Here is a 24,155-nt window from a genome sequence, read left to right on the forward strand (position 1 = left end):
CTCGACGGCATGCCGGTGGCTTCTTCTACGCTCACCACCGTGACAGGGCGGCGTCGACGAGGTCGTCGACCCGCTCGTTCCGCACGTCGGTGAGGGATGCCGCCGGCCGCCCGGGTCAGTCCTGGGACCGCGCGGAACTGGTCAAACTCTCCCGCAACCAGTCGTGGCGGAACTGGTAGGCCGGCCCCGCCGCTCTCAGGAGGTTGCGGCGCCGGGCGTCCTCGAGAAAGGACACCAGACGCACCGGGGTGCCCTCACTGATGGAGAGCTGGACGGCGGAGAGAGCGGCGGCGACGCCCAGATTTCCGACCGGCCCGGCGAAGAGGCAGGCCCACAGCCCGGCAATGCCACCGACCACGACGCCCTTCCAGACGCCGTACTCGTAGGCCGCGAGCGAGCCGGCGAACACCGCGATGGCGACTCCCGTCAGGAGACCGAGTGCCAGCCTCAGCCCGATGTGGTGCCGCCACACGGCCTGCGGACTGACCGCCCGGGTTTCCGTCACAGGGCGCCGGCTGAGACGGTCCCTGAGTTCGTCGTACTGGGGTCCTGAACCGGTGCCGAGGATGGTCCCGGCCACCAGTTTGTAGCCGCGGCTGCTCACCAGCGTCGTGCCGAATCCGAGCGGAAGTGCGGCGAGATAGGCAAGCCAGGCAGGCAACGGGTCGCTCCCGGGCAGTTGGAAAGCCAACCAGGACGTGGTTCCCGACAACAGCCAGATGAAGGCGCCCAAGGCCACGGCGCCGGGCGGGAAGATGTCGCGCCACCCGGCGCTGGGGAGGGGCTGCTCGTCGCTGAGCTCCGCATGACGCTGGGCGGCGAGTAAGCCTCCGACGATTGCGCAGGGGGGCGCGAGCAGACACGCCCACACCGGGCCGGTCGTCCCCCACAGCGTGAAGAGGCCGCTCACTCCGTACAGCAGACCGATGACGGCCCCGACGAGGATCACCCTGGGCCGGCGGTCCGTCCAGGTGGGGATGTCCCACCAGCGCAGCTCACGGTCTGCCTGGTTCCGGGTGACTTGCGTGGCGAGGTAGCGCAGCGTCCGTTCCGCGGTCTCGGATGAGTACCGTGGGCGCGGGCGTCCCCGTCTCGGGGTGTACGCGGCCGAGACCAACTGGTCCAGGAGGTGGTCCTGGAGTGACCGGGTGCTGGGAAAGCGGACGGTGTCCAGCAGTTCGTCCACAGGACGTCCACCGGTGTCGGCGTAGATGTCCCGGACCAGGCTTACCGCCAGCGGACTGGCCAACGTCTCGGTCACCGCACTGTCGGGTTCGTCCTGAAGTCTGCGGTTGAGTTCCTGCCAGCCGGGCGGGGCCGGAGTCGGCAGGGCATTCATCAGATAGGCGCTGGCGTCCTTGGCGCACACCGGCTGGATCTCCAGCGCCGCGGCTCCGCTCAGCCGCTGCCGCCTGCCAGTGAGAGCCCTGGCCCGCGAAACCACCACAACACGGAAGCTGGCCAACTCCAACGCGCCCAACATGGCGGCGCGTTGCTTCCCACCGACCTCGTCGAGCCCGTCCAGGAACAGCGAGATCCGCCCGTCCGCCAGCAGCTCCCTCGCCCGTACGACCCCTCCTCTGTTCCGGAAAAGGGTGTACTCGCGGGAGATCCGGCCTGCCGCCCAGGCGGTCACATCCTCCTCATCTGGATCCCAGCCAAAGGGCGTGAGCATCACCGGCACGGGGATATGGGGCCTTACCTCGGGCGCCGCCTTCGCACGGTGCTTGAGCGCCTCCCGGATCAGCAGCACCGCGGCAGACGTCTTGCCCACCGCCGGCTCACCCACGAGCAGCAGTCGACCGGAAGCCAACCCACCGTAGACCGCGTGCAGTGCGGGCAGAGCTCCGCCCCGGTGCAGAATGTCGCGGGTGACTGCGGCGCACCCGGGCAGTGGGGCGAAACGGGCGCGGCCGTCGTCGGCGATCGCCCCTTCGATCCGGCCCGCCACTCTGCGTTTGGTCACCTGCCATCGCACCGGAAGGGGCGCAGGCTCCAAGAGCCGCCGCAGCGTGGCCTCCTCCTCCCACTCCTTGCGCACGGCCTTGGCCAGCTCATCGGCGGCGACGTCCAGCGGGGGGCGTGGGGCGGCGGACTGTTGCACCTGGATGAACTTGCGGATCAACAGGTACCCGGTATTGGCCAAGCCGCCGCTGTGGGCAGTGGCGTTCCCGGTACGGCTCACGTGCACCGAGCCTGCGGGCCCTGAGTCAGGTCCGGCATAGTCGGGTACCGCGGTGGCGTCTTCGCGGGGGCCGGCATCGCAGACTTCAGGCGCGGCTGCCTTCGCCCCTTGGCTTTCGGCTGCGGCCTCGGAGAAGACACCAGGGGCGCCGTCCGGGGTACGGCGCCGACGAGGCCATCTCACCATCGGCCAGAACCTCCCGCATGCTGTGGCCTTCGAGGGCCCGGTCAGCTGAAGTCGATACCCGAATTCGCGTTACTGCCGGTACCGTCCGAGGTGGCGTCGCCGGTTCGCTCCACCCGAATCGACCCATTCCCGGCTTCCCGCGGGCGTCGCACGCCGGATGACGCCCGGCCTCCACCGGTCGCCTCGGCCCTCCCCGTATCGGTCACGACAATCCCGCCTTGCGAGTGGGAGGTTGAGGACTGCAACAATGCCCAGACCAGGGCCGCGACGCCAGTGGCGCCCTGGACCGACGCGGCAACCAACTGGCCGGTATCCGGATTGTCCAGCAGCCAGAAGAACGGCGTCGATGCCGTCAGCACGACCGCGACCACGATGACCGTGATCTTCCTGCCTCGCGACATGGTCACTCGTCCCTCCCACCAGCCGACGAACGCCTGCCTTCAGCAGCATCGGACGAACTCCGCCGGTACGCAAGGACGCCGCCGCACGTCCACCGGTTCCTACCAACTCAGAGCTCAAATAGAAGACTTGCCAGACAATCCGATCGCATCGAGGAGCTCGTCATTCCCTGCACAATCGCCCAGCCCGGCCTGGATGTTCCGGCTCACTCACCACGCGCCGCAGCTGTGCTCACCGCGGCCGGCTGCCGCGACGTCGTGCGATGCGGCAGCCGGCCTGAGACAACCGGGCGCCGGAGGCCTGCCGGGGCGGTGACCGTCAGGCCTGACGGGGCCTGTTGAGTGCGCGGATGGCGACGTCGTATGCCATGCCCGCGATCGCGAGGGTGACGGCCGGCCAGACCACGCTGGGCTGGATGTGTCCGGTCGCGATCGCGGCGGTCAGTCCGCCACCGCCACCGACGGCCGTGATCGTGGGGATTGCTGGCAGCTTGGGGGCGGGTACCTCGACACGCCACACACGGCGGCGTCCACCCTCTGCGGTCGTGCTGTCGCCGATGGCAGCACCTTGCTGTGGGAGATTGCCGGCGTTCGGGCGCTGAGGGGTCCGATCCGTGCGACGCTGGGAAGGCATGTAACGCTCCATGGCTGAGTACTGGCCGTGCTCGGGTTGTATGGGGCTTTGCGCAGCGGGTGGGTGCTTGGCGCGCCTAAGAACCCACAGCGCGCCCACCCCTTTACTCTGGGGTTCTCATCGTCGTCTCCTTCGAGCCACGTGGCTCCTTGTGCCGGAACTCGCGCACTGGGTCCTTGGTTCCGGACCACAGAGACTGCTCGGCGCGCAGCCATTCACCGTCATCTCTCTCTCGTGGTGAGTTGCTGGACGCGGGCGGCTCGGCTGTGTGCTGGTTCGTCTGCGGACTCCATGTGGATCGACGCTTGCTGGATACGGACTCGGACCCGGCGCAGACGCGATCTGTCGAGGTACGGCCATGCGATGGCCAGCCTCGCCGTACCGATGGCAGCGCCGACGACGGCGTACACGCCGGCTCCCGTGGGAGTGCCGAATCCCGTGGAGAGCGCGCTCCAGACACCGACGAGAATCACGATGGCCGCATAGCCGCCCAGCTGGTGATGTGCCATCATGCGATCCACAGCCGTCTGATGCAGGTCAGCCACCGCGTATACAGGGCTCCTCTTCCGGCGTCAGCCGTGTACTCCGCCATCGCCTCGTACAGTTCCGCGCGACGCCGGCGAGAGTGATCCCTACGCCGCGCGTCAGGGCGATGGGCAGGGATCGCCTTCGTACGGCTCAACTCCAGGGTTTTGCGCTCGCTCTCCCGGTGCCGTCCTTGGCTCCTGGAACGGCCTGCGAGGCGGCGGCAGCCGCAGAATCCTCCTTGGCCGGAGGAGCCAACAGAGCTGCGATTTTGGCCGGCGTGCGCTCGTCGAACAGCGCGTGAACCCCGAACTCGAAGCCCAGTGCGGACCGGAGGCGACTGAGGAGGCGGATCGCCAGAATGGAATCGCCACCGAGAGCGAAGAAGTCGTCGTCGATACCGACCTCAGGCAGCTCCAGGACTTCTGCGAAAGCTGTGCAGAGGATTTTCTCCAGTGGAGTCGTCGGCGCGCGGCCACGCGTCCTTGCGGCGGGCCTGAAATCCGAGAGGGCAGAGTCCGTGCGGTTGGGTTGAACGTCGCCCCTTGCTGGCAGGGTGTTCTTGACCTTGAGGACCGCCTTGATGTCGTCAGCCATCTGGAGCACGAGGTCCAGGCGGGGGGTGAGGTCGAGACCGTCAGGGACTTCCCAGAGCGACTCGTCCGAAAGGATCGGATGGCTTCCGTCCGCCGCGGCTCCTTCAATGAGCGCCTGCAGGCTGTCACCTGCTTCGGTCCACTCGTAGATGTGGGGGTTATCAGCGATTAGTCCGTCAGTTCTGCCGGGCTTGTCGTTCTCGGTCATTTGATGTCCCCCTCTGCACTTTCCGTCTTCTGGTCCCTTGGAACGAGGTCAGGAGCCAGCTCCCGGAGCATTCGTTGGGCTTTCACCTTGCCCCTGCTGCTGTGTTGCCGTTCGGTGCCCCACTTGACGTCCTTCAACGTCGCGCGTTCCCGGGGGTTGTATCCATCGGCCTCCAGGCCGATCGAGGCTCTGTACACAGGCGCCATCGCCTGTAACGACTCGATGATGCGGCGAGTGTTCTCGTCGGACACCACCTTCTGATGTGGAAGTTCGGAAGGGGAGGTGACCAGCTCAGAGGCAGAGTCGTCGATGTCGGGCCGCAAGCCGAGCCTGGCGAGCAGAGCCCGGCCGTTCATCTGCTTTCTGATCAACGTGCAAGCCATGTTGAGGACCGTTTGGCGAAAGAACGCCTCCGGATGTCTCAACCTTCCCCGCTGCGCCGCCTCCAGGACCACGGCCATGGCTGCGTGAGTCACATCGCGCGCATCCTCGTATCCCAGTTTCAGCCGCGAGCAAGCGGCGATGCCCGACTTCCAGTTGCCCAGGTAGAACTCCGAGAACAGGGTCGGATCAGCGAGCGGATGTGTATCGGACACGGCTCACCCGCCCCATCTTCCAGCACTGGTCACCAGCACTTCCTTCCATCGATGCCGGCCCGCCTCACCGCGGTCCCAGAAGGTAGGTCTTGCCACGCCTCTATCTGTTACAAGTCACCCCGAATTCCTTGACGCGCGTCCTGACCAACATGGTGAAGGTCGCCTGCTTCTCAACTGAGACGCGCCCGCCAGCTGGCTGGACTGGGGCGGCCCCGGAGAGTCCTTCTGGAACGGCGTCAGAAGCCAGGTGAGGGTGTCGTCACGACGACGAGGCGCGGTTGGCCGTCACGGTCGCGAAGACCGCGGCCAGGCCTAGCGCAGTGCTGTGTCCAGCCGCCGGACGCTTTTGGAGGTAATCCGCTGTCCTGTCGGAGCCGTGCTTCCCTAGGATCGTGTCATGACTGCCGATGCCCCGCTCACCCGAGAGTCGTTCCGGCGCCTCCACCCCATCAGCCTGCCCCGGCCGGTGTCCCAGTTGCCGGATCGTGTCTGGACCGACGCGGACTGGGATCGGATCCAGCGTGGATATCGAGCCCGGGACATGGACGAGAAGTGGAACGTGTTCGTCGAGGGCGATGTCCTTTTCATGCACCGGAGTTGGACCGGGCGAGGCGTCTATGAGGTGTCCTTTGCCCCTGCCCCCGAGGCGGGCCGTGGCAGGAGGATCGCCTCTGCTGTGGTCGAGGCCGATGGCAAGCGCAGTCGGAGTAGGGGCGACGAGTTCGACTGCCTGATGATGGAGCTGGTCATCAGTGCGATCGTCCTCGGTGAGCCCGCCGCCGAACTGCGGACGCGACTGGCCGAGTTGACGGCCCAGGCCGGGGGCAGGAGCGATCTCCCCTCGGGCGTGGTGGAGCACAGTGCTCTGGGACTGCGCTCGGAATCGTAAGTTTCAAAGCTCGGAGAGCACTGTCACCACCCTGCACCGTGCGCCTGGATCCCGCGTTGCCGGCGTCACACGGACGGCGCCGGGGCGTACTCGAACCAGTCGAAGGCGACCGCTCCCTCGATGGCGTACATGCCGATCACACGGCCGGTGAAGCCGCAGGCGACCTCGGTGGACAGGTAGCGTCCGTCCAGTTCGGCGAGCGGCTCGGCGTCCGGAGCGTCGGGATCGTCGAGCCAGAAGGCGATCGTGTCGGGGCCCGTGGTGCCTCCGTCGGTGAGTTCGGGCGACGCGGGCACGAGACGGGACGTCCGGATCGTGACGGTGAGGTGCAGCGGCCCGGCAGGGACCGGCCGGCGGGCCACGGTCTGGCGCAGCGGCCCGATCCGGGCGACGACGCCCACCTCCCCGTCCCCGGCCTCGAGTTCGTAGTGGTGGGCCTCGTCCAGGCGTACGCCGAGACCACCGCGTCCCGTACCCGGATCGATCACGGCGGTGACGCGGCAGTCGTGGTGCTGCTGGCGGCGGCCGACGAAGGTGTACCCGGGGCGGTCGAGGGTGGGGCCGGTGGCGCTGAGGACCAGCCAGCCGGGGCGCTCGGTGAGCGACCAGGAGTCCTCCGTGCGGACGAACGGCGAGATCCAGTGCGGCGCGAGAGAGGCCCCGTGGAAGTCGTCGCGGGCGGACGGGTCAGCAACGGGATGCCAGGCACCGCCCGGGGCCGTGTGGCTGTCCGGAACGGGCGCGACGACGGGCCAGCCGTCATCGTCCCACTCCACCGGGGTCAGGAACGTCTCGCGGCCGAGTACGTGCACGTCGGGCGTGAAGCCGCGGGGGCGGACGCCGAGCAGCACCATCCACCAGCTGCCGTCGGGAGCCTGCACCAGGTCGGCGTGGCCGGTGTTCTGGATGGAGCGGTCAGTACCGCTGTGTGACAGCAGGGGATTGGCGGGCGCGCCCTCCCAGGGGCCGCGCGGTGAGCGGCTGCGCGCCATGGACACGCTGTGGCCGCGTTCCGTGCCGCCTTCCGCGATCAGCAGGTACCACCAGTCACCGATGCGATAGAGGTGGGGCGCCTCGGGGTACTTGAGGCCGCTGCCCGACCAGATGGCGAAAGGCCCCTCCAGCACCTCGCCCTTGACCGGGTCGATCCTGGCCAGGTTGACGCCCCCTTCGGAGCCGGAGAAGGCGCACCAGCAGGTGCCGTCCTCCTCCCACGCCAGGTCGGGGTCGATCCCGGACAGGTCGATCCACACCGGGTCGCTCCACGGCCCCTCGGGCCGCTCGGCCGAGACGACGAAGTTGCCGCCGCCGTCGACATTGGTGTTGATGACCCAGAAGCGGCCGTCGTGGTGGCGGATCGTGGGGGCGTAGAGCCCTCCGGACGCCTTGGAGCCGGGGAGGGGCAGCGGCAACTGCCCCGGCCGGTCGAGCACGTTGCCGAGCTGCTCCCAGTGCACGAGGTCCTTGCTGTGGAAGAGCGGCAGCCCGGGGAAGTACTCGAAGCTGGAGCACACCAGGTAGTAGTCGTCCCCGACCCGGCACACGCTCGGATCGGGGTGGAACCCGCTGATTACAGGGTTGTCGTAGACATGCACGGAAACGTCTCCCCTTCGAGCTGCCGGGTGCTTTGGGACGAGTCTAGAGACTTCCCTTCGAGCCCTCGGGCGTGCATTTCCTCGGGACCTGGTAGAACCGGGTCGCATGTGGCGGCGGACCACACGTTTGTGGAGGGACCATGTCGGGACCGGCAGTTGGGCTGTGGATGTTCGAGTCGCGTGGCTTCGAGGACATCCTGGCCGGGGTGGTCCCCTGGTTGGAGACCTTCTGCGAGCCGGTGGCGACCGAGGCCGGCGGTGATCTGGCCTTCCGGGTGCGAGAGGTTTCGCCGTTGGGTTTGCGGAGCTTCGATCCGACCGTCGCCGGTGGCTTCTTCCTGTCGGAAGACGAGTGCATACCGGCGGACGACGAGGATTACTCGGCCTTCTCGACGCCACCGGTGCAAGGCCTGGTGCTCGGCGCCGACTGCTCGGGGTCGGAGAACCATCTGCTGCTCGGCCACATGACCCTCGCCCTTGCACGCCGCCTCGGTGCACTGGTCGACTTCGACGGCGTCCTGGGCTACCCGACTCCTCGCGATGAGACGCGCGACGAGGAGGACCTCACCAAGGCGAGGGCACTGGTGACATCCCTGCCGGGGACGGTCGTAGAGGTGTCCTACAGCACGGGCGGCGGAGGCCGCTGGGTTCGGCACGTCGGTGATGTGGAGTTCCTGACCGCCTGGCTGGGACATCCGGACTTCCACCTGGTCACGTAGTGAGCCCGATTCACCGACCTGTTTCCCTCGCGCGCAGCAGCGTTCGACTACATCGCGGCCGCGACTGGACTGCACGTCGCACGCGAGGGGCCGGCAGAATCCCTGCCCCCAGAAGACCAACTCCTGTTATCAATTAGCACTGTTGTGCGTAACTCCGTAAGATTTCGGCGCGAGGCGGTGCCGCAGTGGCCGAATGCTCGCTCGAACTCCCGGAGAATCCCATGCGCCGTCCCCTCGTGCTGGCCACTGCCGCCGCACTGCTGTGCGCCGGCTGTTCCACGGCCACACCCGGACACCGTGACAAGCCCGCGGACGCGTTGTCACCTTCTGCGGCCTCGGCATCCGACTTGCGTACCGCCGTACGAGCGGCCGTCGTGGCTCTTCGCGAGGACAGCGCCACCTTCCGCCAAGAGGTTGAACTGGAGGACGAGGGCAAGGTCTACGGCCTCACGGTCACCGGCGGTTTCGACTTCGCCGCAGACAAGGGCCACTTGGGGGTAGACCTCCAAGGCGGCGCCATCGACCACAGCGACCAGGTCTTCGCGGACGGCGAGATCTACATCAGCGGCAGCGAGGGGATCGGCAAGGGTGCCTGGGGAGTCATGCCCCGGGACGAGGCGGAGGCCCACTACCTGCTGCGGGCCCCGCTCAACGACCCCGAGCACGTACTGCTGCAGATCGCGGCCATGCACAAGATCTCCCGGGAGGGCGAGGAAGACGTCCAAGGCGTGCGCACTGTGCACTACCGCGGCATCCTCGACCACCGGACCGTCACCCTGCGCATGGCCCCGGAGGTGAGCGCGGTACTGGACGAGGTCCGCGACATGCTGGGCAGCGACCTCCCGGTCTTCGCCGACGCGTGGCTCGACGCGCGAGGACGGCTCGTGCAGACCCGCACGAGCGTGAACATCTCCGGCACACGGGCGACGCTGACCATGGCACTGTCGGACATCGGTGAGCCGGTGCGCGTGACGGTCCCGCAGGCCGCGGACACGATCTCCGTCACCGGGGTCAGTGGCATCCTGAACGGCTGAGCCGGATGCCGGCAGCTGAGACCGCCGGCTCCCAGGACCCAAGCCGTTGTACGGCCTGGCCGATTGGGCCTGGGGAGCAGAGCGTCCTGACAACGACCCACCAGGGCACCGCCGGCGACGGTCGCCCGGCTCCGCCCGTAGAGATCAAGCGGTGGGACGGGTGCCGGGGGTGTGGCCGAAGGCGCGGCGGAATACGTTGATGAAAGTGCTGGCGGATGACCATCCGCAACGGTGGGCGACCGCGGTGACGGGGATGTCATCGGCCAGGAGCAACAGGGCGTGGTGGAGCCTGACCTGGGTGCGCCACTGGGGGTAAGTGAGACCGAGGTCGTCGCGGAGGCGGCGGGACAGAGTGCGGGCGCTGGCACCGATCTGACGTCCGAGGTCTTCGAGAGAACGGTTGTCGGCCGGGTCGCCGCACAGGATGTCGTGCAGTTCGCGGATCAGGGGGTCGGTGGGGACCGGCAGATGCAAGGGCTGCTCGGGGGAGATGGTGAGCTGGTCGAGCATGACGGCTCGCAGGCGAAGGTGGGGTGGGCTGTCGTTGTCGGGGTCGTGGGTGTAGGCGACGATGAGTTCGCGCAGCAGGGGACTGACGGCGAGGACGGCGGGCTTGTCGAGACCGAGGGGGTTGTCCGTGACGGGCAGGCCGACGAGGTGGAGGTCGAGTTCGCCGTGGGCCTGGTGCTGGTGGATGGTACCGGCGGGGATCCAGATCGCGCGGGTGGCGGGGGCGACCCATGAGCCGGCGTCCGTGGTCACCGCGATGGTGCCTTTGCTGGCGTAGGCGATCTGGTGGTCGTCGTGGCGGTGCGCGTCGATCTCGCCGCCGGACGCCAGGCGCTGGGTCCGGGTCGGCGCGACGGGTGTGTGGCGGATTTTCGGCATCGGCTGTCAATCTATCGAAAGCGCGACACGCGGTGGTGCTTCCAGCATGGGAGGGGTGCGAAGGAATACATCGATCTTGCTGCTGGCCGTGGGACACGCCTGCGTCGACATCTACCAGGGTGCCGTCGCGGCGCTGATCCCGTTCTTCGTGGCCGAACGGGACTACACCTACGCGGTCGCCTCCGGCATCGTGCTGGCCGCGTCCTTGCTGTCGTCGGTGGCCCAGCCGGTGTTCGGCGCGCTCACCGACCGGTGGGCGATGCCGTGGCTGCTGCCGGTGAGCACACTGCTGGGCGGGGTGGGCATCGCGCTCAGCGGCCTGAGCGGCGCTTACGGCCTCACCCTGTTCTTCGTCGCCGTCTCCGGCATCGGCGTGGCCGCCTATCACCCGGAGTCCGCCCGCGTGGCCCGGCTGGCCAGCGAAGGCAGCCACAGCGCGATGAGCTGGTTCTCACTCGGCGGCAACATCGGCTTCGCATGCGCCCCGCTCATGGTGGCGGCCGCGATCGGACACGGCTCCCTGCACTGGACACCCGTCCTCGTTCTCCCCGCCCTCGCCGGCGCCGCCCTGTGCGTACCCGTCCTGCGGATGCTCGCCCGAACCCCAACCGGCCACGCCGAAGCACAAGCACCCCGCAGCGCGGACGACGTGGCCTCGTTCGTGAAGCTGTCCCTGGCGGTGGTCTTCCGCTCCATCGTCTTCACCGGCCTGAGCACCTTCATCTCCCTCTACGCCCAGCAGCGCCTGCACGGCAGCACTACCGCGGGGACTACCGCCCTGTTCCTGCTGTTCCTGGGCGGCGCCCTCGGCTCGGTCCTCGGCGGGTCCCTGGCCAACCGCTACGACCGCGTCCGCGTCTCCCGCTGGTCGTACCTGCTTTCCATCGCCGCCGTCACCGGAGTGATCTACACACCCGGCCCGGCCATGCTCCTTTTCGTGGCCCTCACCTCCGCCGGCCTGTACGTTCCCTTCTCCCTCCAAGTCACCCTGGGCCAGGACTACCTGCCCTCCCGCATCGGCACCGCCAGCGGCGTCACCCTTGGCCTCACCGTCAGCATCGGCGGCCTCATCAGCCCTCTGCTGGGCCACCTCGCCGACACCACCGACCTCCAGACAGCTCTCGCCCCCTTGATCGCCATGCCTGCCCTGAGCTGGCTCGTCTTCCGTGCTCTGCCCGAACCCACCGCTCCTGGTACCCGGACCGCCACACTCACACCCGCCACCGCACGACATGACGGGTAAACCCGCTGAAACCAGTGGGCACGCCTATGGCTCGCTGTCACCGCCGTCTGGAAGGCCGCTGCACGACAGTAAGAACCGACGATGCCGGTCCGGACGCCGACCCGGCGGTGATCACCGGCTACACAGCCGCCCGGCAGAGGTCAGCAGCGCACCCGGGGACGCTCCGCGTTCGTGACGGCCCGCAGTACCCATTCGGCCGGGCCGTACCGGTACAGGCCAGCGACAGGCTCACTTTTGGAGGGCCTCGGTTATCTGTGGGGCTACCTTCTTGGGTGCCATGACCACCGCGCCGTGGTTGAGGCCGGGCACGGTGCGGTGGTCGGCCTCGGGCAGCAGCTCAGCCAGGGCGCGGGCGGCACGCTGGAAGGCGACTGGGCTTTTGCCTCCGGTCAGCACCCTGGTGGTCGCGTGCACGCCCGCCCATTCCGCGGCGTTGAGCGGCTTGCCCTGCTGGGTGCCGCCCATGACCGCGATGTCGTAGGGCAGGGTGCGGGCCAGCCCGGTGAGATTGGCCCACACCTTCGGCATGAGCTTCATGAAGAGCACCGCGATACCGGGCATGCCCTGCACCTTGGTCATGAAGTACTTCACTGCGTCGCTGTCGCGGCCCTGCTCGAGCAAGGTGGTGACCTGCTGGGCAAGGTCCCGGGGCGGGCCGTTGTCGGCGGCGGCGACCACGAAGGGCGGCTCATACAGGGCCAGCCGGTCGATGCTCAGTCCGGCGGCCGCGGCGCGCAGAGCGAGCACAGCTCCCGAGGACGAGCCGAAGAGCGACGCCGAGCCGCCGCTGTGCTCGATCAGCGCGGCAATGTCATCGATCTCGCGAGCAACTGAGTATGAACCGGCGTCACCGCTGGCGCCGCGGCCACGGCGGTCGTAGTTGATGACCGTGAACCGCTCGCTGAGCAGGGCGGCAAGTTTGGCGGTATCGGAGCGGTCGGCCAGCGCCGACGCCACCAGGATGACCACCGGCCCGCTGCCCGACTGTTCAAACGCGATCTCGGTTCCGTCGGCGGAGACGACGCGCGCCTCAGAAACGGCTGCCTGCTTTCGCGCTGCGGACATGTCCTTCTCTCCTCACATAGCCGGCGACCGTATCGACGCGGTACGGACTGCCGACCATCTGACTGGAGTGAAGCAGGAAACTCATCGGTGCCCAGACACGCACTTTGAACAGCGAACCTGCACAGTGAGGTTGATGAGTGGTGCCCGTCCCCCTCCTGGATGCTGAGGGGCGCATCGAGAGCCACGCGGGCCCCTGTTCCGGTTCTTCGCCGAGCGGGACGGCCTGACGCTTCCCGGGCGCAGGGCGGCGAGCCCATGTCACAGGCGACGTCGAACGGCGCCGAGGGTTCGCGGAAGGCGCAGTCGGCGACGTGTCCCTGGCCCACCTGTTGCTGGGCCAGGGACACGCCCCGGGAACGGGACGGGCCGATTTCGCGGGCCGCAGTGCGGTCGCCTGCGGTCGCACCGAGGCGGCGGAGTCGGCCGGCGGGGTGGCTCAGCCCTCGCCGGAGAAATCTTGGTCGAAACCGGGGGCCTCCGCAGCGATAGTGGTGCTCGGCCCGTGGCCCGTGTGCACGACCGTGTCGAGCGGCAGAGTGAGCAACCGTCGCCGGATCGAGTCCACGATCGTCGAGCGGTCGGAGAACGAGCGGCCAGTGGCCCCGGGGCCACCCGAGAAGAGGGTGTCACCGGTGAACACCACCCCGAGGGCGGGCGCGTACAAGCACACCGCGCCGGGCGCGTGGCCCGGTGTGTGCAGCACCTGCAGTTCGATGCCCGCGATCTCGACGGCCCGCCCGTCGGCCAGTTCACCGTCCGGCTCGCGGCCGGGGTGGGTCAGCTCCCACACGGGCAGGTCGTCGGGGTGCAGCAGGATCGGGGCGCCGGTCCTCGCGGACAGCTTCGGGGCCTCGCGCACATGGTCGTCGTGCGCATGCGTGCACACTATGGCCCTCAGTGTGCGTTCGCCGACGGCCTCGGCGATCGCGTCCGCGTCGTGCGGGGCGTCGATGACGACCACCTCGGTGTCGTCGCCGACGATCCAGACGTTGTTGTCGACCTCCCACGTCCCGCCGTCCAGGCTGAACGTGCCGGAGGTGACGAGGTGTTCGATGCGGGCCCCCATCAGAGGACCACCACCGAGCGCAGGACGTCCCCGTCGTGCATCCGCGCGAAGGCCTTCTCGACGTCGCCCAGGCCGACCGTCTCGGTGACGAAGGCGCCCAGGTCCAGACGCCCCTGCTGGTGCAGGTCGATCAGCATCGGGAAGTCCCGCGAGGGCAGACAGTCGCCGTACCAGCTGGACTTCAGCGCGCCGCCGCGGCCGAACACGTCGAGCAGCGGCAGCTCGACGCGCATGTCGGGGGTCGGTACGCCGACGAGGACGACGGTGCCGGCCAAGTCCCGAGCGTAAAATGCCTGCTCGTATGTCTCCGGGCGACCGACCGCCTCGACGACGACGTCGGCGCCGTTGCCGCCGGTCAGCTCGCGGATGGCCTCGACGGCGTCCTGCTTACGGGAGTTGACGGTGTGCGTGGCGCCCAGCGCGCGCGCCGTCTGCAGCTTGTTGTCGTCGATGTCCACCGCGATGATCCGCGCGGCGCCCGCGAGCCGCGAACCGGTGATCGCCGCGCCGCCGACACCACCACAGCCGATCACGGCGACACTGTCACCGCGACCGACCTGGCCGGTGTTGATCGCGGCACCGATGCCCGCCATGACACCGCAGCCGAGCAGACCGGCGACGGCCGGCGAGACCCCCGGGTCCACCTTGGTGCACTGCCCCGCGGCCACCAGGGTCTTCTCGGCGAAGGCGCCGATGCCCAGGGCGGGGGAGAGCTCGGTGCCGTCCTCCAGGGTCATCTTCTGCCGGGCGTTGTGGGTGTCGAAGCAGTACTGCGGGCGCCCCCGGCGGCAGGCGCGGCACTGCCCGCACACGGCCCGCCAGTTCAGGACGACGAAGTCACCGACGCCGACCTCGCTGACGCCCTCGCCGACGCTTTCCACGATGCCCGCCGCCTCGTGACCGAGGAGGTAGGGGAACTCGTCGCCGATGCCACCCTGCTTGTAGTGCAGGTCGGTGTGGCACACGCCGCACGCCTGGATCTTCACCACGGCCTCGCCCGGACCCGGGTCGGGGATCACGATGGTGGTGACTTCTGCCGGGGCGTCCTCGGCGGTGACCACGACTCCGCGAACCTGCTGTGACATGTGACGTCCTCAAATCATGAAAAAAAGGGGTGCTGAAGGGGTGCCGGTCATCGCGACTGTGAACCGGTCCGACACCCTCCGTCCGTGGGACTTACGATCACGTGACACACCTGCCGCTCACAGCCGACGCAGAAAAAGCGGCAGACACCGGCAAGACATGAGGGCTCCGTGACCGATACCAGCACCCCGGACCGACTCGACCACCAGCTGCTGCACGCGCTCCAACTCGACGGCCGGGCGCAGTTCCGCCGCATCGCTCCGGTCCTTGAGGTCTCCGAGCACACGGTGGCCCGCCGCTACCGGCGGCTGCGGGGAACGGGCCTGCACATCGTCGGTGAACCCGACGCCGAACGACTCGGCCGCACCCGCTGGCTGCGCCGCCTGCGGTGCGTCCCGGACGCCGCCCTCTCCATCGCCGAGGCCCTCGCCCGCCGCCCGGACACCGGCTACATCAGCCTCGCCTCCGGCGGAACCGAACTCCACTGCACCATCCACACGGGCAGCGCCAAGGAGGACGAGGAGGTCCTGCTGCGCGTCCTGCCCCGCACCCCGCGCGTCACCTCCTTCGACGCCCACTGCTTCCTGCGCACCTTCTGCGGAAACCCGCCCCGCTGGTACACCAAGCTCGGCGCCCTCACCGCGGAACAGCACGCGGCACTCCTGCCCCCGTACACCCCGGAGCCGGCCCCGCCCGTCCCGCCGCTCGCCGCCCTTGGCACCGTCCAACAGACCGTCGAGCTCGATGCGGCCGACCACATGCTGGTCGACGCGCTCGCCAGGGACGGCCGTGCCGGCCTGCCCGAACTGGCCGCCGAGACCGGCCTGTCCCCGTCGAGCGTGCGGCGCCGCCTCGAACGTCTGCGGGAGACCGGCGCGATCCGCGTCAACGTCGACTTCCCACCGTCCCGGCTCGGCTACCGCAAGCGCGCGATGCTGTGGCTGCGAGTGGCGCCGGGCGCGCTGCAACGAGTCGGTGAAACCCTCAGCGCCCATCCGCAGACCGACCTGGTGGCCGCCACCACGGGCCCCTCGAACCTGGTCGCCACGGTGATCTGCCGCAACGCCACCGAGCTGTACCTCTACCTCAACCACCACATCGGTGCTCTGCCGGACATCCAGTCGGTGGAGACTGCCCCGGTCATCCGGGAGGTCAAGCGCCTCACACCGCGCGGCCCTGCCTGACATCGATCCGGATCCTCCGCGGTCGGCAGAACGCTCGCGTCAACGGCTCACGGTTCTCGCGACATTGCCGCCGACGGGAACCGGTCGGTGAAACGGCCCGATCCCGGGGCAGACGGCGTACGTGATCTTGAGTGGTCCCGGTCGCCCCGCGGACCTCATGCCGGATGTCAGAGAGGGGAACCACACGGTGACCACGCCCGAGTGCCGAACGCCCGCGACGCGTCACGGACGCCGCTTCGACCTACGCGCGACCGCCATGTTCTTCGGGCTGCTCGCCACGGCTCTGGTCGCGGCGGGCTTCGCGGTGCGCGCCCTTGCCGGGGTCGTGCAGCGGCGTCCGGAGTGGGTCGTCGTCCTGGTGTGCGTGGCCCTCGCCGGCGCTCTGGCGCACGGACGCAGGCGACGGCGGTTGTCCGCGGCGCGGCTCGCCCGCGGGGCCACCGAGGTCTTGGAGGAGGCCACGGCCACGGCCCTGGGCGCACTCGACGTGCCCCCGCCCGCTCCCTCGGCCGGGCCGGCCGTGACGGAGCCGATGCCCCCGGCGGGCGAGCCAAGGTCCCTTGACCACGAGGCCCTGACCCCGGAGGAGTTCGAGGAGGCGATAGCGGCCCTGTGCGTACGGGACGGGTGCTCCGAGGTGGAGGTAGTCGGCGGAGCCGGTGACCTGGGCGCCGACGTGGTGGCTCTGTCCCCCGAGGGGCGGCGCCTCGTGATCCAGTGCAAGCGCTACAGCGAAGACAACAAGGTCGGCTCGCAGGACCTGCAACGCTTCGGCGGCACCTGCTTCACCGTCCACGACGCCGACGTCGCCCTCGTCGTCACCACCGGCGACTTCACCGCGCCCGCGGAGGAGTACGCCGAACAGTGCGGCATCGTGTGCGTGAACGGCGCCGCCCTGCTCGCCTGGAGCGACGGCCTGGCCTTGGTGCCGTGGGCGGCGGGCGCCGGTGAGGTCGGCGCATAGGTCCCGTTGTCGGTGCGGGATGCCACCCTGCCGTTATGGACCAACTGGGGCATGCGCGGGTGGATCCGACCACGAACCGGCGCCCGCGACCGTCTACCAGCGCATCGTGACGACGTTCAACGAGCACCTCGGGAAGGTGTGCCGCGTTCGCGATCTGCACGAGCACCGCCAGCTCCACGCCGTCCCGCCAGGTGGGGGCAAAGGTCGTGAGGCGGCGGAGCATGCTGGCAAGTGGAGGCCCCGTAGATGCGGAAGGCCGCGTTGTCTGGCCGGTGGTCATAGTCGCGGGCCAGGCGCCGGTGCAGCATGAGGGTGCCGTCGACAGAACGTGGCCGACCGGCCCGACGCTGTGACGTTCACGACACCCGCTCGCCGTGTCCAAAGCCCTCGGCCCGCGAGTTCTTGACGTGGGTGGTGAGGCATTGGGGCCAGGTGAGCTCCCTCATGCTCGCCCGAATGACGCAGACGAACGAAAGCGCCCGGTGTGCCACCTTGCTGCCGGTCCTGGCCGCGTTGCCGCAGCCGCCGGCGCTGATCGAGGTCGGAGCCAGGCGATCGGCCCTGCGGACAGCCCGGTCACCCTTCCCTGCCGCACCACCGGGCCGGTGCCGATCCCGCGTCAGCTGCCCGATGTTGTCTGGCGGACTGGAGTCGACCTCAACCCGCTCGACCCTTCCGATCCTGAAGACGCCAGCTGGCTGGAAAGCCTGGTCTGGCCGGAGCAAGCCGAGCGTCTGCAGCGACTGCGTGGCGCCCTCGATGTGGCACGGGAGGAGCCCGCGCACGTAGTCCGCGGCGACCTGAACGAGACGGTACGCAATTTGTTGGCTCAGGCTCCCAAAGGGGCTACGCCCGTGATCTTCCACAGCGCGGTTTTGGCCTATCTCTCCCCCGAGGCGCGGGCCCAGTTCGCGCGGACGGTGCGGAACCTCCCGTGCCGCTGGATTTCGAACGAGGCACCGAGCGTCTTTCCCGCGCTGCTCGACCTCCTGCCTGAACCGGCCCCCACCGACCGCGCCACTTTCGTGATGGCCCTCGACGAGCGCCCGATCGCATTCACAGGACCCCATGGCGAGCTTCTCCACTGGTTCGTCGATGCCGATCTGCCTGTTGCGAGCGAATGAGGCGCCGCCCCGCCAGTAGAGCGCGCCCGAGTCAGCTGGCCGGATGCCCCGAGATTGCCGCACCCTGACCTTCAACTGACCGCTTCCGCCGCTGGGCTACCGCCCGTTTGTGCCGCCCGGGCGGGGGCGCGGAACCGGCCGCCGGCCCCGGGCACCTTTCGCACCGTTCCCCGCGACGATGACTGTCGATTACGTTCGCTGCTATGGCGAGGGGCACGCCTGAAAGCCCGCGACCTGTCGCGCTGCACGGCGGGGGAGCGCGCGAGTTCTCGGGAGCAGTCGCAGGAGCAGCTGCGCCACGTCGCCCGCTCCGTGCGGCGTTTGTCCGGCGGCTCTCGTCACCATGCGCTGATGACCGGCGTGTCGGGTTGGTGCCGCCGCCAGGCCACGTTGAGACGTGCGAGCCGGTCCGTGGCGGCGATGCCGCGCAGGGAGGCGACCTTGCCGTCGCTGACGTCGAACGCCACGGCGCCCACGACCCGGTCGTCGACCACGGCGAGGACGGCCGGGGAGCCGTTGACCAGCGCGAAGTGCATCGCGGGGGAGCCGCCGGCCAGCCGCCGCTTCGCCGGAGTGGGCTTGAAGCCGGCCCGCACGTAGGAGGCGACGCGCTCGCGCGTCGTGTACCGCAGCAGCCGCCTGGCCAGTCCGGCGCCGTCCGAGACCGCGGTGACGTCTGTGGTGAGCAGCGCCACCAGCCGTTCCGTGCGCCCCGACGCGGCGGCGGCAAGGAACTCCTCGACGATCCGGCGCGCGGACGCGGGGTCCGCTTCGTCGCCGCGGCGGCGCTGGGCGGCGACCCGGCGTCGGGCCCGGTGGACATGCTGCTGGCTCGCGGACTCGGTGATGTCGAGGACCCCGGCGATCTCGGCGTGGGGGTAGCAGAAGGCCTCGCGCAGGACGTAAGCGGCCCGCTCGACCGGCGAGAGGCGCTCCATGAGGGTCAGTACGGCCAGGGATACCGATTCGCGCTGCTCGTAGGTATCGGCGGGCCCGAGCAGGGGGTCGCCCTCGAGGAGTGGCTCGGGCAGCCAGTCCCCGGCAGCCCGTTCGTGGCGGGCCTGCGCCGAGCGGAGCCGGTCGAGGCAGAGATTGGTGACGACCTTGGTCAGCCACGCCTCGGGCGTCTCGATTCGTTCCCGGTCCGCGGCCTGCCAGCGCAGGAAGGTGTCCTGCACGGCGTCCTCGGCGTCGGCCGCCGAGCCGAGCAGACGGTACGCGAGCGAGGCCAGCCGGCCCCGGCTGGCCTCGAACCGGTTGATCGCTGCGCTGTCCATGAAAAGGAGCCTATGCGGCGGTCCTCACACCGTCCTGGTGAGGTGCGGTGGCCAGGCGCCGCCTGCGCTTGGGCATGCCGAAGGTCGGGTGGGCGATGCTCCACCCGGACCCCGTGAGGATGCCCGACTTGAGGCGCGCGGCGGTCCGGCCGCCCAGGTACCAGGACTTCGAGCGGACGTCCCCGTCCACCATCTGGAAGATCGCGTCTTGCCGCCCGAGGCTGATGTGGTTGCCGTGGTACTTCAGCCCGATGATGGGGACTTCCCTGCCCGTCAGGCGCGCGATGATCGCGGCGGTTGCCTGCATGTTGGTGTAGCCGGCCGAGGCGCAGGACATCGGCAGCGGGCGGCCGTTCTCGCCGATCGCGTAGGCGCTGTCACCGGCGGCGTAGACGTCCGGGTGCGAGAGCGAGCGCATGGTGCGGTCGACGACGATCTGGCCGGTCTCGGTGACCTCCAGGCCGCTGGTGGCCGCGACGGGGTGCACGGCGAACCCGGCCGACCACACCGTCACGTCGGACGGAATGGACCTGCCGTCAGCGGTGATCGCCCCTGTCGGCCCGACAGCTTCGATGCCGGTGTGCTCGTGGACGGTGATGCCGAGCCGGTCGAAGGCCTGGAGCAGGTGACGTCGGGCCTTCGGCGAAAGCCAGGCGCCCAGTTCGCCGCGGGCAGCGAGCGCGACCGAGAGGTCGGGCCGTGACTCGGCGAACTCGGTGGCCGTCTCGATGCCGGTCAGCCCCTCACCGACGATCAGCACGGTGCCGCCCTCGCCCAGACCGGCCAGACGCTCGCGCAGACGCCGCGCCGAGGACCAGCCGGCCACATCGAAGGCGTACTCGGACACGCCGGGGACGCCATGGTGGGCGACGGAGCTGCCGAGCGCGTAGAGAAGCGTGTCGTACGCGAGCTCCCCATCGCCGTCCTCGCCGGTCACGGCGACGGTCCGGCGCTCGGGGTCGATGCCGGTGACGCGCGCCAGGCGCAGCCGCACCCCGGTGCCCGCGAATACGTCGGCGAGCTTGCGGAACGCGAGGTCCTGGCCGCTCGCGAGCTGGTGCAGCCGCATCCGCTCAACGAACTCGGGTACGGCGTTGACAACGGTGATCTCGGTGTCGGCGGGGGAGAGCCGACGGGCCAGATTCCCGGCGGCGAAGGCTCCGGCGTATCCCGCGCCGAGTACAACGATGCGGTGTTTCATGGCGATGCTCCTGTCTCGTCCGCGTGCCCCTTGAACGAGACGGCACCTCCATTGCTGACAGAAGCCCGATGTGACGTGGGTCACCCATCATGGGTGAGCGGCCGGCTGCTGCCGCTACCTGCGCTCACCGGCCCGACGCGGGGCGGGCAGAGCCGTGGACCGAGCTTCCTCCGGCAGCGATCCGTCGTCCGCGAGCTCGTGGAGCAGTGTCCGCGCTTCCTCCTCGAATGCCGCGGGTCGTTCGGCGAAGGGGCCGGCCCCGGCGGTGGATGAGGTGCGCAGATGGCCGAGCACCGATTTTGGGGGTCCAGGACCGCGTGACAGGGAAGCGGTACTCGCTCACGTCGCTCCACGCCGAGTCCCGGCTGGTTCCTCCTGACACGGACGCAATGGCTCGGGGTGGTCGCCATCGCCAGTACGTCCGGACCGCTCATCCCACGTCGCGGGCATGTTCATCCGGTCCGCACGGTGATCCAAACGAGACTGCCTGGTGGGGCGCTCAGTTCTTGGCGGCGAACGGCAGGCGAGTGAGGCTGCGGTCGTGGAGGCGGCTGAGGAGCAGCAGTGAGCAGGTGGCGCCGATCAGCGCGCAGAACATGTCCCACTGGGTGTCCCAGACATCGCCCTGAGTGGCCAGGAACGCGTCGGCGGCATGTCCGCCGGTAACGGCCGCCGCCCACTCCAGCATCTCGAAGACGGCGCTGAAGGCGAGGCAGGCGCAGACGGTCAGCGGGGCGAGCCAGCGGCTGCCGCGCAACGGCGAGGTGCGGACGAGGAGTTCACGGACCAGGATCGCCGGAACGAAGCCCTGCATGAGGTGGCCGAAGCGGTCGTAGGGGTTGCGGTCCAGGCCGAACCAGTCGCGCACCCAGTCACCGGCCGGGACCTCCGCGTAGGTGTAGTGCCCGCCCACGATCAGGACCAGCGCGTGAACGGCGAGCAGACCACACAGCAGGCCGCTCAGCGGAAACCGCCGCCGCAGCAGGACCGCCAGGGGCAGGCCCACCATCACCCACACCGTCTCCAGCAGCCAGGTGGTCGGGTCCTTGGCACCCCACGCCGACGCCGCGAGCGCTGAGGCGACGACGGCCACGAGAACGGCGGGCAGTCGGCGACCTGTACCGCCGGGGGCCGGCGGTACGTCCGACGGCGACGGGCTGACGGACATGTTGATGGCGGACATCGTGCGCTCCTCGTGTCTGTGTGGTGCCGCCATCCTCGGGGTTCTCGCGAAGCCCGGCATGAGTGCACCTACTCATCTGACGTGTGGGGGCCGCGGGTGGGGAACTCAGCGGGAGGCCAGGGCCGGAGCTCAGGAAGTGGGCGGCGGCGGCGCGTCGGGCCCAGGTGGTGGTGGCCGTCGTCCTTTGCTCGGGCACCCCGGGCGGCCGGCATGCGGCGGACAACGGGCTCCTGCATGCGGATCACCACCGGGTGCGGCAGGCTCAGCTCCCGTAGTTGCCGAAAGCCGGTTGAGACGGCGTCCTCGGTAGGGGAGGGTCTGTGGTCATGGAGTTCTTCTGCTACCACCGTGATCGGCCTGGCTCCCTCGCCTTACGCGAGGAGTTGCTGGAGGAGCATTGGTCCTACATGGACCGGTACGCGAAGGAGCTGATCGCTCGCGGCCCGACCTTCGCCGATGAGGGTGAAACACCCACCGGCAGCGTGCACATCGTCGATCTGCCCGATCCCGCCGCCGCCCGCGCGTTCGCCTTCGACGAGCCCAACTACCAGGCCGGCGCGTACCGGGACGTGCTGCTGCGCCGGTGGCGCAACGTGCTGGGGCGCACCATGTGGGACTTCCCCGGTGGCCCGAGCGGTGGCAACCGCTACCTGGTGCTCGGTTTCGGCGAGGGTCCGGCCGCCGATCTTGCGCTGCCACCCGACCGGGACGAACTGATCGCGTACGGGCCGCTGCTGTCCGACGACGGCGACACCTGGCTGGGTACGGCGGTGCTGCTCAGGGCCCCGGATCCGGACACGGCACGGGCCCTTTTGAACCCGGACCGGTATGCGGACATCGAGGTCCACGACTGGGAGTTCGGCGGGCGCCGATGAGCTGTCCGGCCCTGGAGGATGCCTCTCAGCGAGAGGTCAGTTGGGCAGTTGGGCGCGGCGACGGCGCTGGACGAGCAGCATGGTGGCTCCCATCGCTACCGCCGCAGCAGCCACGCCGGCGGCCGGCAGCACCGGGGAGCCGGATTCCGCGAGGTTGCCGCCGCTCGTCGTCCCGCTGGTCACCGTTCCGCCGGTGACAGTGGAGGACGATCCGCCGTCCGATGCGTTGGTTGAGCCGCCCACCGATCCGCCGGAGTCACCCGAACCGTTCGAGCCGCCTGCCGAGCCGGAGGAGCCGCCGCCCGAGACGTCCAGGGTGATGTCAGCCTGGTCGTTGGCCTTGTCGGGATCGAACGGCCGGGCTTCGGTGCTCAGGGCTATGGACCCCTTGGCGTCGGGCACGCGCTTGTCGATGCGCAAGCGGAAGGTGTAGGTCTCCCCGCTGCCTTCGTAGAGCGACCGCATGCCGCAGACGTACGCTCCATCATCGGCCCGGCAGAAGGTGCCGCGTTTGACGACCGACGTTCCGGGAGGAGGAGTGATCACCACCCGGACGGCCTCGTCCCCTTCTCTGGGCCATACCCAGGCAGGTCCGGCATTGGTGAACTTCACCGTCATGGTGACCGTGTCCCCGACGCTCCCCCTGAGTGCGGCACCCGTCACCTGGTAGTCGGCCGTGTTCACCGTGGTGACGGGCACGTCGACGATGCGCGCCGACCCCACGCCCCCGGCATCCGTCGCAACGAGCTTCACAGGCGGTGCGGCTCCCGCCACCGGATCACTGCCATTCTCATCAGCTCCCGGATCAGCACTCTCGACACGCAGGCGCAGTTCGTCGTTGAGCGCGCGGTCCAGAGCCGTGACGCGCAGGGGCCTGTCGGTCGTGTAGACGGCGCCGGGCTCCACCGCCTGCTCGAACGCGCACACCGCCGTCCACCGTTCGGGCATCTCGTCGTAGGGCCGCACGTGCTGCACCTGGCAGTTGGAGGGCATCTGGGCGAAGTCGAGTCCTCGGGTGACGGAGTAGGCGACCCACACCTTCTCGGCCGTCACCGTGCCCTTGTTCGCCACGGTGGCCGTGACGTCGATGCCGTCTCCCGGTCTCAGCCCGCTGACCGGCGCGATGCCCCCGACGGCCAGGTCGGGGGTGTTCTCTTCGCCGTAGGCCGCAGGTGCGGGTGCCAATGCCATAAGACCTGCTGCGCCGAGGGCGGCGACAGAAGACCGGAAGGTGCGACGGGCTGGTGAGGGTGTCGGCACGGAAAATCCTTTGCTGGGGCCCAAGTAAACAGACGGTGTCGCCGGGGGATCAGTCCCCGCTCGCTAGACTCCTGCCGATCGAGAACGGTTGCCCATCCGGCACGCGGCAACTGCTCTCCTGGCGCAGACGCACTCCCGGAGCGCTGGCGTTCGTCCCTTCGCGTCCGAGGACGCGCT

At 69.3% G+C, this 24,155-nt stretch carries 22 protein-coding genes and 1 pseudogene; 8 read left to right on the forward strand and 15 right to left on the reverse strand.

Annotation, left to right across the window (positions count from 1 at the left end; translation table 11 throughout):
- Positions 1 to 115 precede the first annotated feature (115 nt).
- The 6 genes from CNQ36_RS34015 to CNQ36_RS34040 form a co-directional block, all read right to left on the reverse strand.
- Positions 116 to 2,146, reverse strand: a complete 2,031-nt coding sequence (locus CNQ36_RS34015; RefSeq protein ID WP_163013473.1) for a hypothetical protein — start codon at positions 2,144 to 2,146, stop codon at positions 116 to 118.
- A gap of 266 nt (positions 2,147 to 2,412) precedes the next feature.
- Entirely contained in the window at positions 2,413 to 2,772 is a 360-nt protein-coding gene (locus tag CNQ36_RS34020) for a hypothetical protein (RefSeq protein WP_121549673.1), read from the reverse strand.
- 316 nt (positions 2,773 to 3,088) lie between these two features.
- On the reverse strand, positions 3,089 to 3,289 hold the full coding sequence (locus tag CNQ36_RS34025; protein ID WP_121549549.1) for a hypothetical protein: 201 nt from the start codon (positions 3,287 to 3,289) through the stop codon (positions 3,089 to 3,091).
- Between the two features lie 335 nt (positions 3,290 to 3,624).
- Positions 3,625 to 3,948 (reverse strand): hypothetical protein, encoded by a 324-nt coding sequence (locus tag CNQ36_RS34030; protein WP_121549550.1) that lies wholly within the window; start codon positions 3,946 to 3,948, stop codon positions 3,625 to 3,627.
- Positions 3,949 to 4,081: 133 nt separating this feature from the next.
- The gene (locus tag CNQ36_RS34035; protein ID WP_121549551.1) at positions 4,082 to 4,732 is read right to left on the reverse strand and encodes a phosphopantetheine-binding protein; all 651 of its coding nucleotides are present in this window, start codon (positions 4,730 to 4,732) and stop codon (positions 4,082 to 4,084) included.
- Positions 4,729 to 5,328, reverse strand: coding sequence for an RNA polymerase sigma factor (locus CNQ36_RS34040; RefSeq protein ID WP_121549552.1), 600 nt, complete (start codon positions 5,326 to 5,328; stop codon positions 4,729 to 4,731). The genes CNQ36_RS34035 and CNQ36_RS34040 overlap by 4 nt, the downstream gene beginning before the upstream one ends.
- A gap of 397 nt (positions 5,329 to 5,725) precedes the next feature.
- Between CNQ36_RS34040 and CNQ36_RS34045 the strand changes: the two genes are divergently transcribed.
- Complete coding sequence (locus CNQ36_RS34045; protein WP_206278599.1) at positions 5,726 to 6,217, forward strand: hypothetical protein; 492 nt, start codon at positions 5,726 to 5,728, stop codon at positions 6,215 to 6,217.
- A gap of 65 nt (positions 6,218 to 6,282) precedes the next feature.
- Here CNQ36_RS34045 and CNQ36_RS34050 read toward each other — a convergent pair whose 3' ends face one another.
- On the reverse strand, positions 6,283 to 7,812 hold the full coding sequence (locus CNQ36_RS34050; RefSeq protein ID WP_121549553.1) for a glycoside hydrolase family 43 protein: 1,530 nt from the start codon (positions 7,810 to 7,812) through the stop codon (positions 6,283 to 6,285).
- 140 nt (positions 7,813 to 7,952) lie between these two features.
- Here CNQ36_RS34050 and CNQ36_RS34055 point away from each other — a divergent pair, with 140 nt between their 5' ends.
- Both CNQ36_RS34055 and CNQ36_RS34060 read left to right on the forward strand, forming a co-directional pair.
- Complete coding sequence (locus tag CNQ36_RS34055; RefSeq protein WP_163013474.1) at positions 7,953 to 8,531, forward strand: DUF6368 family protein; 579 nt, start codon at positions 7,953 to 7,955, stop codon at positions 8,529 to 8,531.
- 221 nt (positions 8,532 to 8,752) lie between these two features.
- The gene (locus CNQ36_RS34060; RefSeq protein WP_476756073.1) at positions 8,753 to 9,565 is read left to right on the forward strand and encodes an SCO4651 family lipoprotein; all 813 of its coding nucleotides are present in this window, start codon (positions 8,753 to 8,755) and stop codon (positions 9,563 to 9,565) included.
- A gap of 144 nt (positions 9,566 to 9,709) precedes the next feature.
- Here the strand turns inward: CNQ36_RS34060 and CNQ36_RS34065 are convergent, their stop codons facing one another.
- Positions 9,710 to 10,453 carry an AraC family transcriptional regulator gene (locus tag CNQ36_RS34065; protein WP_121549556.1) on the reverse strand — a complete coding sequence of 248 codons (744 nt, stop codon included), beginning with the start codon at positions 10,451 to 10,453 and terminating at the stop codon, positions 9,710 to 9,712.
- A 55-nt stretch (positions 10,454 to 10,508) separates the two neighbouring features.
- Here CNQ36_RS34065 and CNQ36_RS34070 point away from each other — a divergent pair, with 55 nt between their 5' ends.
- The gene (locus CNQ36_RS34070; protein WP_121549557.1) at positions 10,509 to 11,696 is read left to right on the forward strand and encodes an MFS transporter; all 1,188 of its coding nucleotides are present in this window, start codon (positions 10,509 to 10,511) and stop codon (positions 11,694 to 11,696) included.
- Between the two features lie 228 nt (positions 11,697 to 11,924).
- Here the strand turns inward: CNQ36_RS34070 and CNQ36_RS34075 are convergent, their stop codons facing one another.
- The 3 genes from CNQ36_RS34075 to CNQ36_RS34085 form a co-directional block, all read right to left on the reverse strand.
- Positions 11,925 to 12,761 carry an alpha/beta fold hydrolase gene (locus tag CNQ36_RS34075; RefSeq protein WP_121549558.1) on the reverse strand — a complete coding sequence of 279 codons (837 nt, stop codon included), beginning with the start codon at positions 12,759 to 12,761 and terminating at the stop codon, positions 11,925 to 11,927.
- Between the two features lie 436 nt (positions 12,762 to 13,197).
- Complete coding sequence (locus CNQ36_RS34080) at positions 13,198 to 13,827, reverse strand: MBL fold metallo-hydrolase (protein WP_121549559.1); 630 nt, start codon at positions 13,825 to 13,827, stop codon at positions 13,198 to 13,200.
- Complete coding sequence (locus CNQ36_RS34085; RefSeq protein WP_121549560.1) at positions 13,827 to 14,912, reverse strand: S-(hydroxymethyl)mycothiol dehydrogenase; 1,086 nt, start codon at positions 14,910 to 14,912, stop codon at positions 13,827 to 13,829. The genes CNQ36_RS34080 and CNQ36_RS34085 overlap by 1 nt, the downstream gene beginning before the upstream one ends.
- 168 nt (positions 14,913 to 15,080) lie before the next feature.
- On the opposite strand from CNQ36_RS34085, the gene CNQ36_RS34090 reads away from it, so the two are divergent.
- From CNQ36_RS34090 to CNQ36_RS34105, 3 genes and pseudogenes are all read left to right on the forward strand, one after another.
- The gene (locus CNQ36_RS34090) at positions 15,081 to 16,094 is read left to right on the forward strand and encodes an Lrp/AsnC family transcriptional regulator (protein ID WP_121549561.1); all 1,014 of its coding nucleotides are present in this window, start codon (positions 15,081 to 15,083) and stop codon (positions 16,092 to 16,094) included.
- Between the two features lie 187 nt (positions 16,095 to 16,281).
- Positions 16,282 to 17,058 carry a restriction endonuclease gene (locus CNQ36_RS34095; RefSeq protein ID WP_420857172.1) on the forward strand — a complete coding sequence of 259 codons (777 nt, stop codon included), beginning with the start codon at positions 16,282 to 16,284 and terminating at the stop codon, positions 17,056 to 17,058.
- A 306-nt stretch (positions 17,059 to 17,364) separates the two neighbouring features.
- A pseudogene (locus CNQ36_RS34105) lies at positions 17,365 to 18,182 on the forward strand (DUF2332 family protein).
- Between the two features lie 338 nt (positions 18,183 to 18,520).
- Here CNQ36_RS34105 and CNQ36_RS34110 read toward each other — a convergent pair.
- From CNQ36_RS34110 to CNQ36_RS34120, 3 genes are all read right to left on the reverse strand, one after another.
- On the reverse strand, positions 18,521 to 19,459 hold the full coding sequence (locus tag CNQ36_RS34110; protein WP_121549563.1) for a sigma-70 family RNA polymerase sigma factor: 939 nt from the start codon (positions 19,457 to 19,459) through the stop codon (positions 18,521 to 18,523).
- Positions 19,460 to 19,469: 10 nt separating this feature from the next.
- The gene (locus tag CNQ36_RS34115; RefSeq protein WP_121549564.1) at positions 19,470 to 20,660 is read right to left on the reverse strand and encodes an NAD(P)/FAD-dependent oxidoreductase; all 1,191 of its coding nucleotides are present in this window, start codon (positions 20,658 to 20,660) and stop codon (positions 19,470 to 19,472) included.
- Positions 20,661 to 21,159: 499 nt separating this feature from the next.
- Positions 21,160 to 21,828: a DUF2238 domain-containing protein gene (locus tag CNQ36_RS34120; protein ID WP_121549675.1), complete on the reverse strand. Its 669-nt coding sequence runs from the start codon at positions 21,826 to 21,828 to the stop codon at positions 21,160 to 21,162.
- A 341-nt stretch (positions 21,829 to 22,169) separates the two neighbouring features.
- On the opposite strand from CNQ36_RS34120, the gene CNQ36_RS34130 reads away from it, so the two are divergent.
- Positions 22,170 to 22,718: a YciI family protein gene (locus tag CNQ36_RS34130; RefSeq protein ID WP_121549566.1), complete on the forward strand. Its 549-nt coding sequence runs from the start codon at positions 22,170 to 22,172 to the stop codon at positions 22,716 to 22,718.
- Between the two features lie 36 nt (positions 22,719 to 22,754).
- Here the strand turns inward: CNQ36_RS34130 and CNQ36_RS34135 are convergent, their stop codons facing one another.
- The gene (locus CNQ36_RS34135; RefSeq protein WP_240659548.1) at positions 22,755 to 23,909 is read right to left on the reverse strand and encodes a COG1361 family protein; all 1,155 of its coding nucleotides are present in this window, start codon (positions 23,907 to 23,909) and stop codon (positions 22,755 to 22,757) included.
- Between the last annotated feature and the right edge of the window lie 246 nt (positions 23,910 to 24,155).

Origin of the sequence: Streptomyces fungicidicus, from assembly GCF_003665435.1 — a bacterium.
Lineage (GTDB): Bacteria > Actinomycetota > Actinomycetes > Streptomycetales > Streptomycetaceae > Streptomyces > Streptomyces fungicidicus.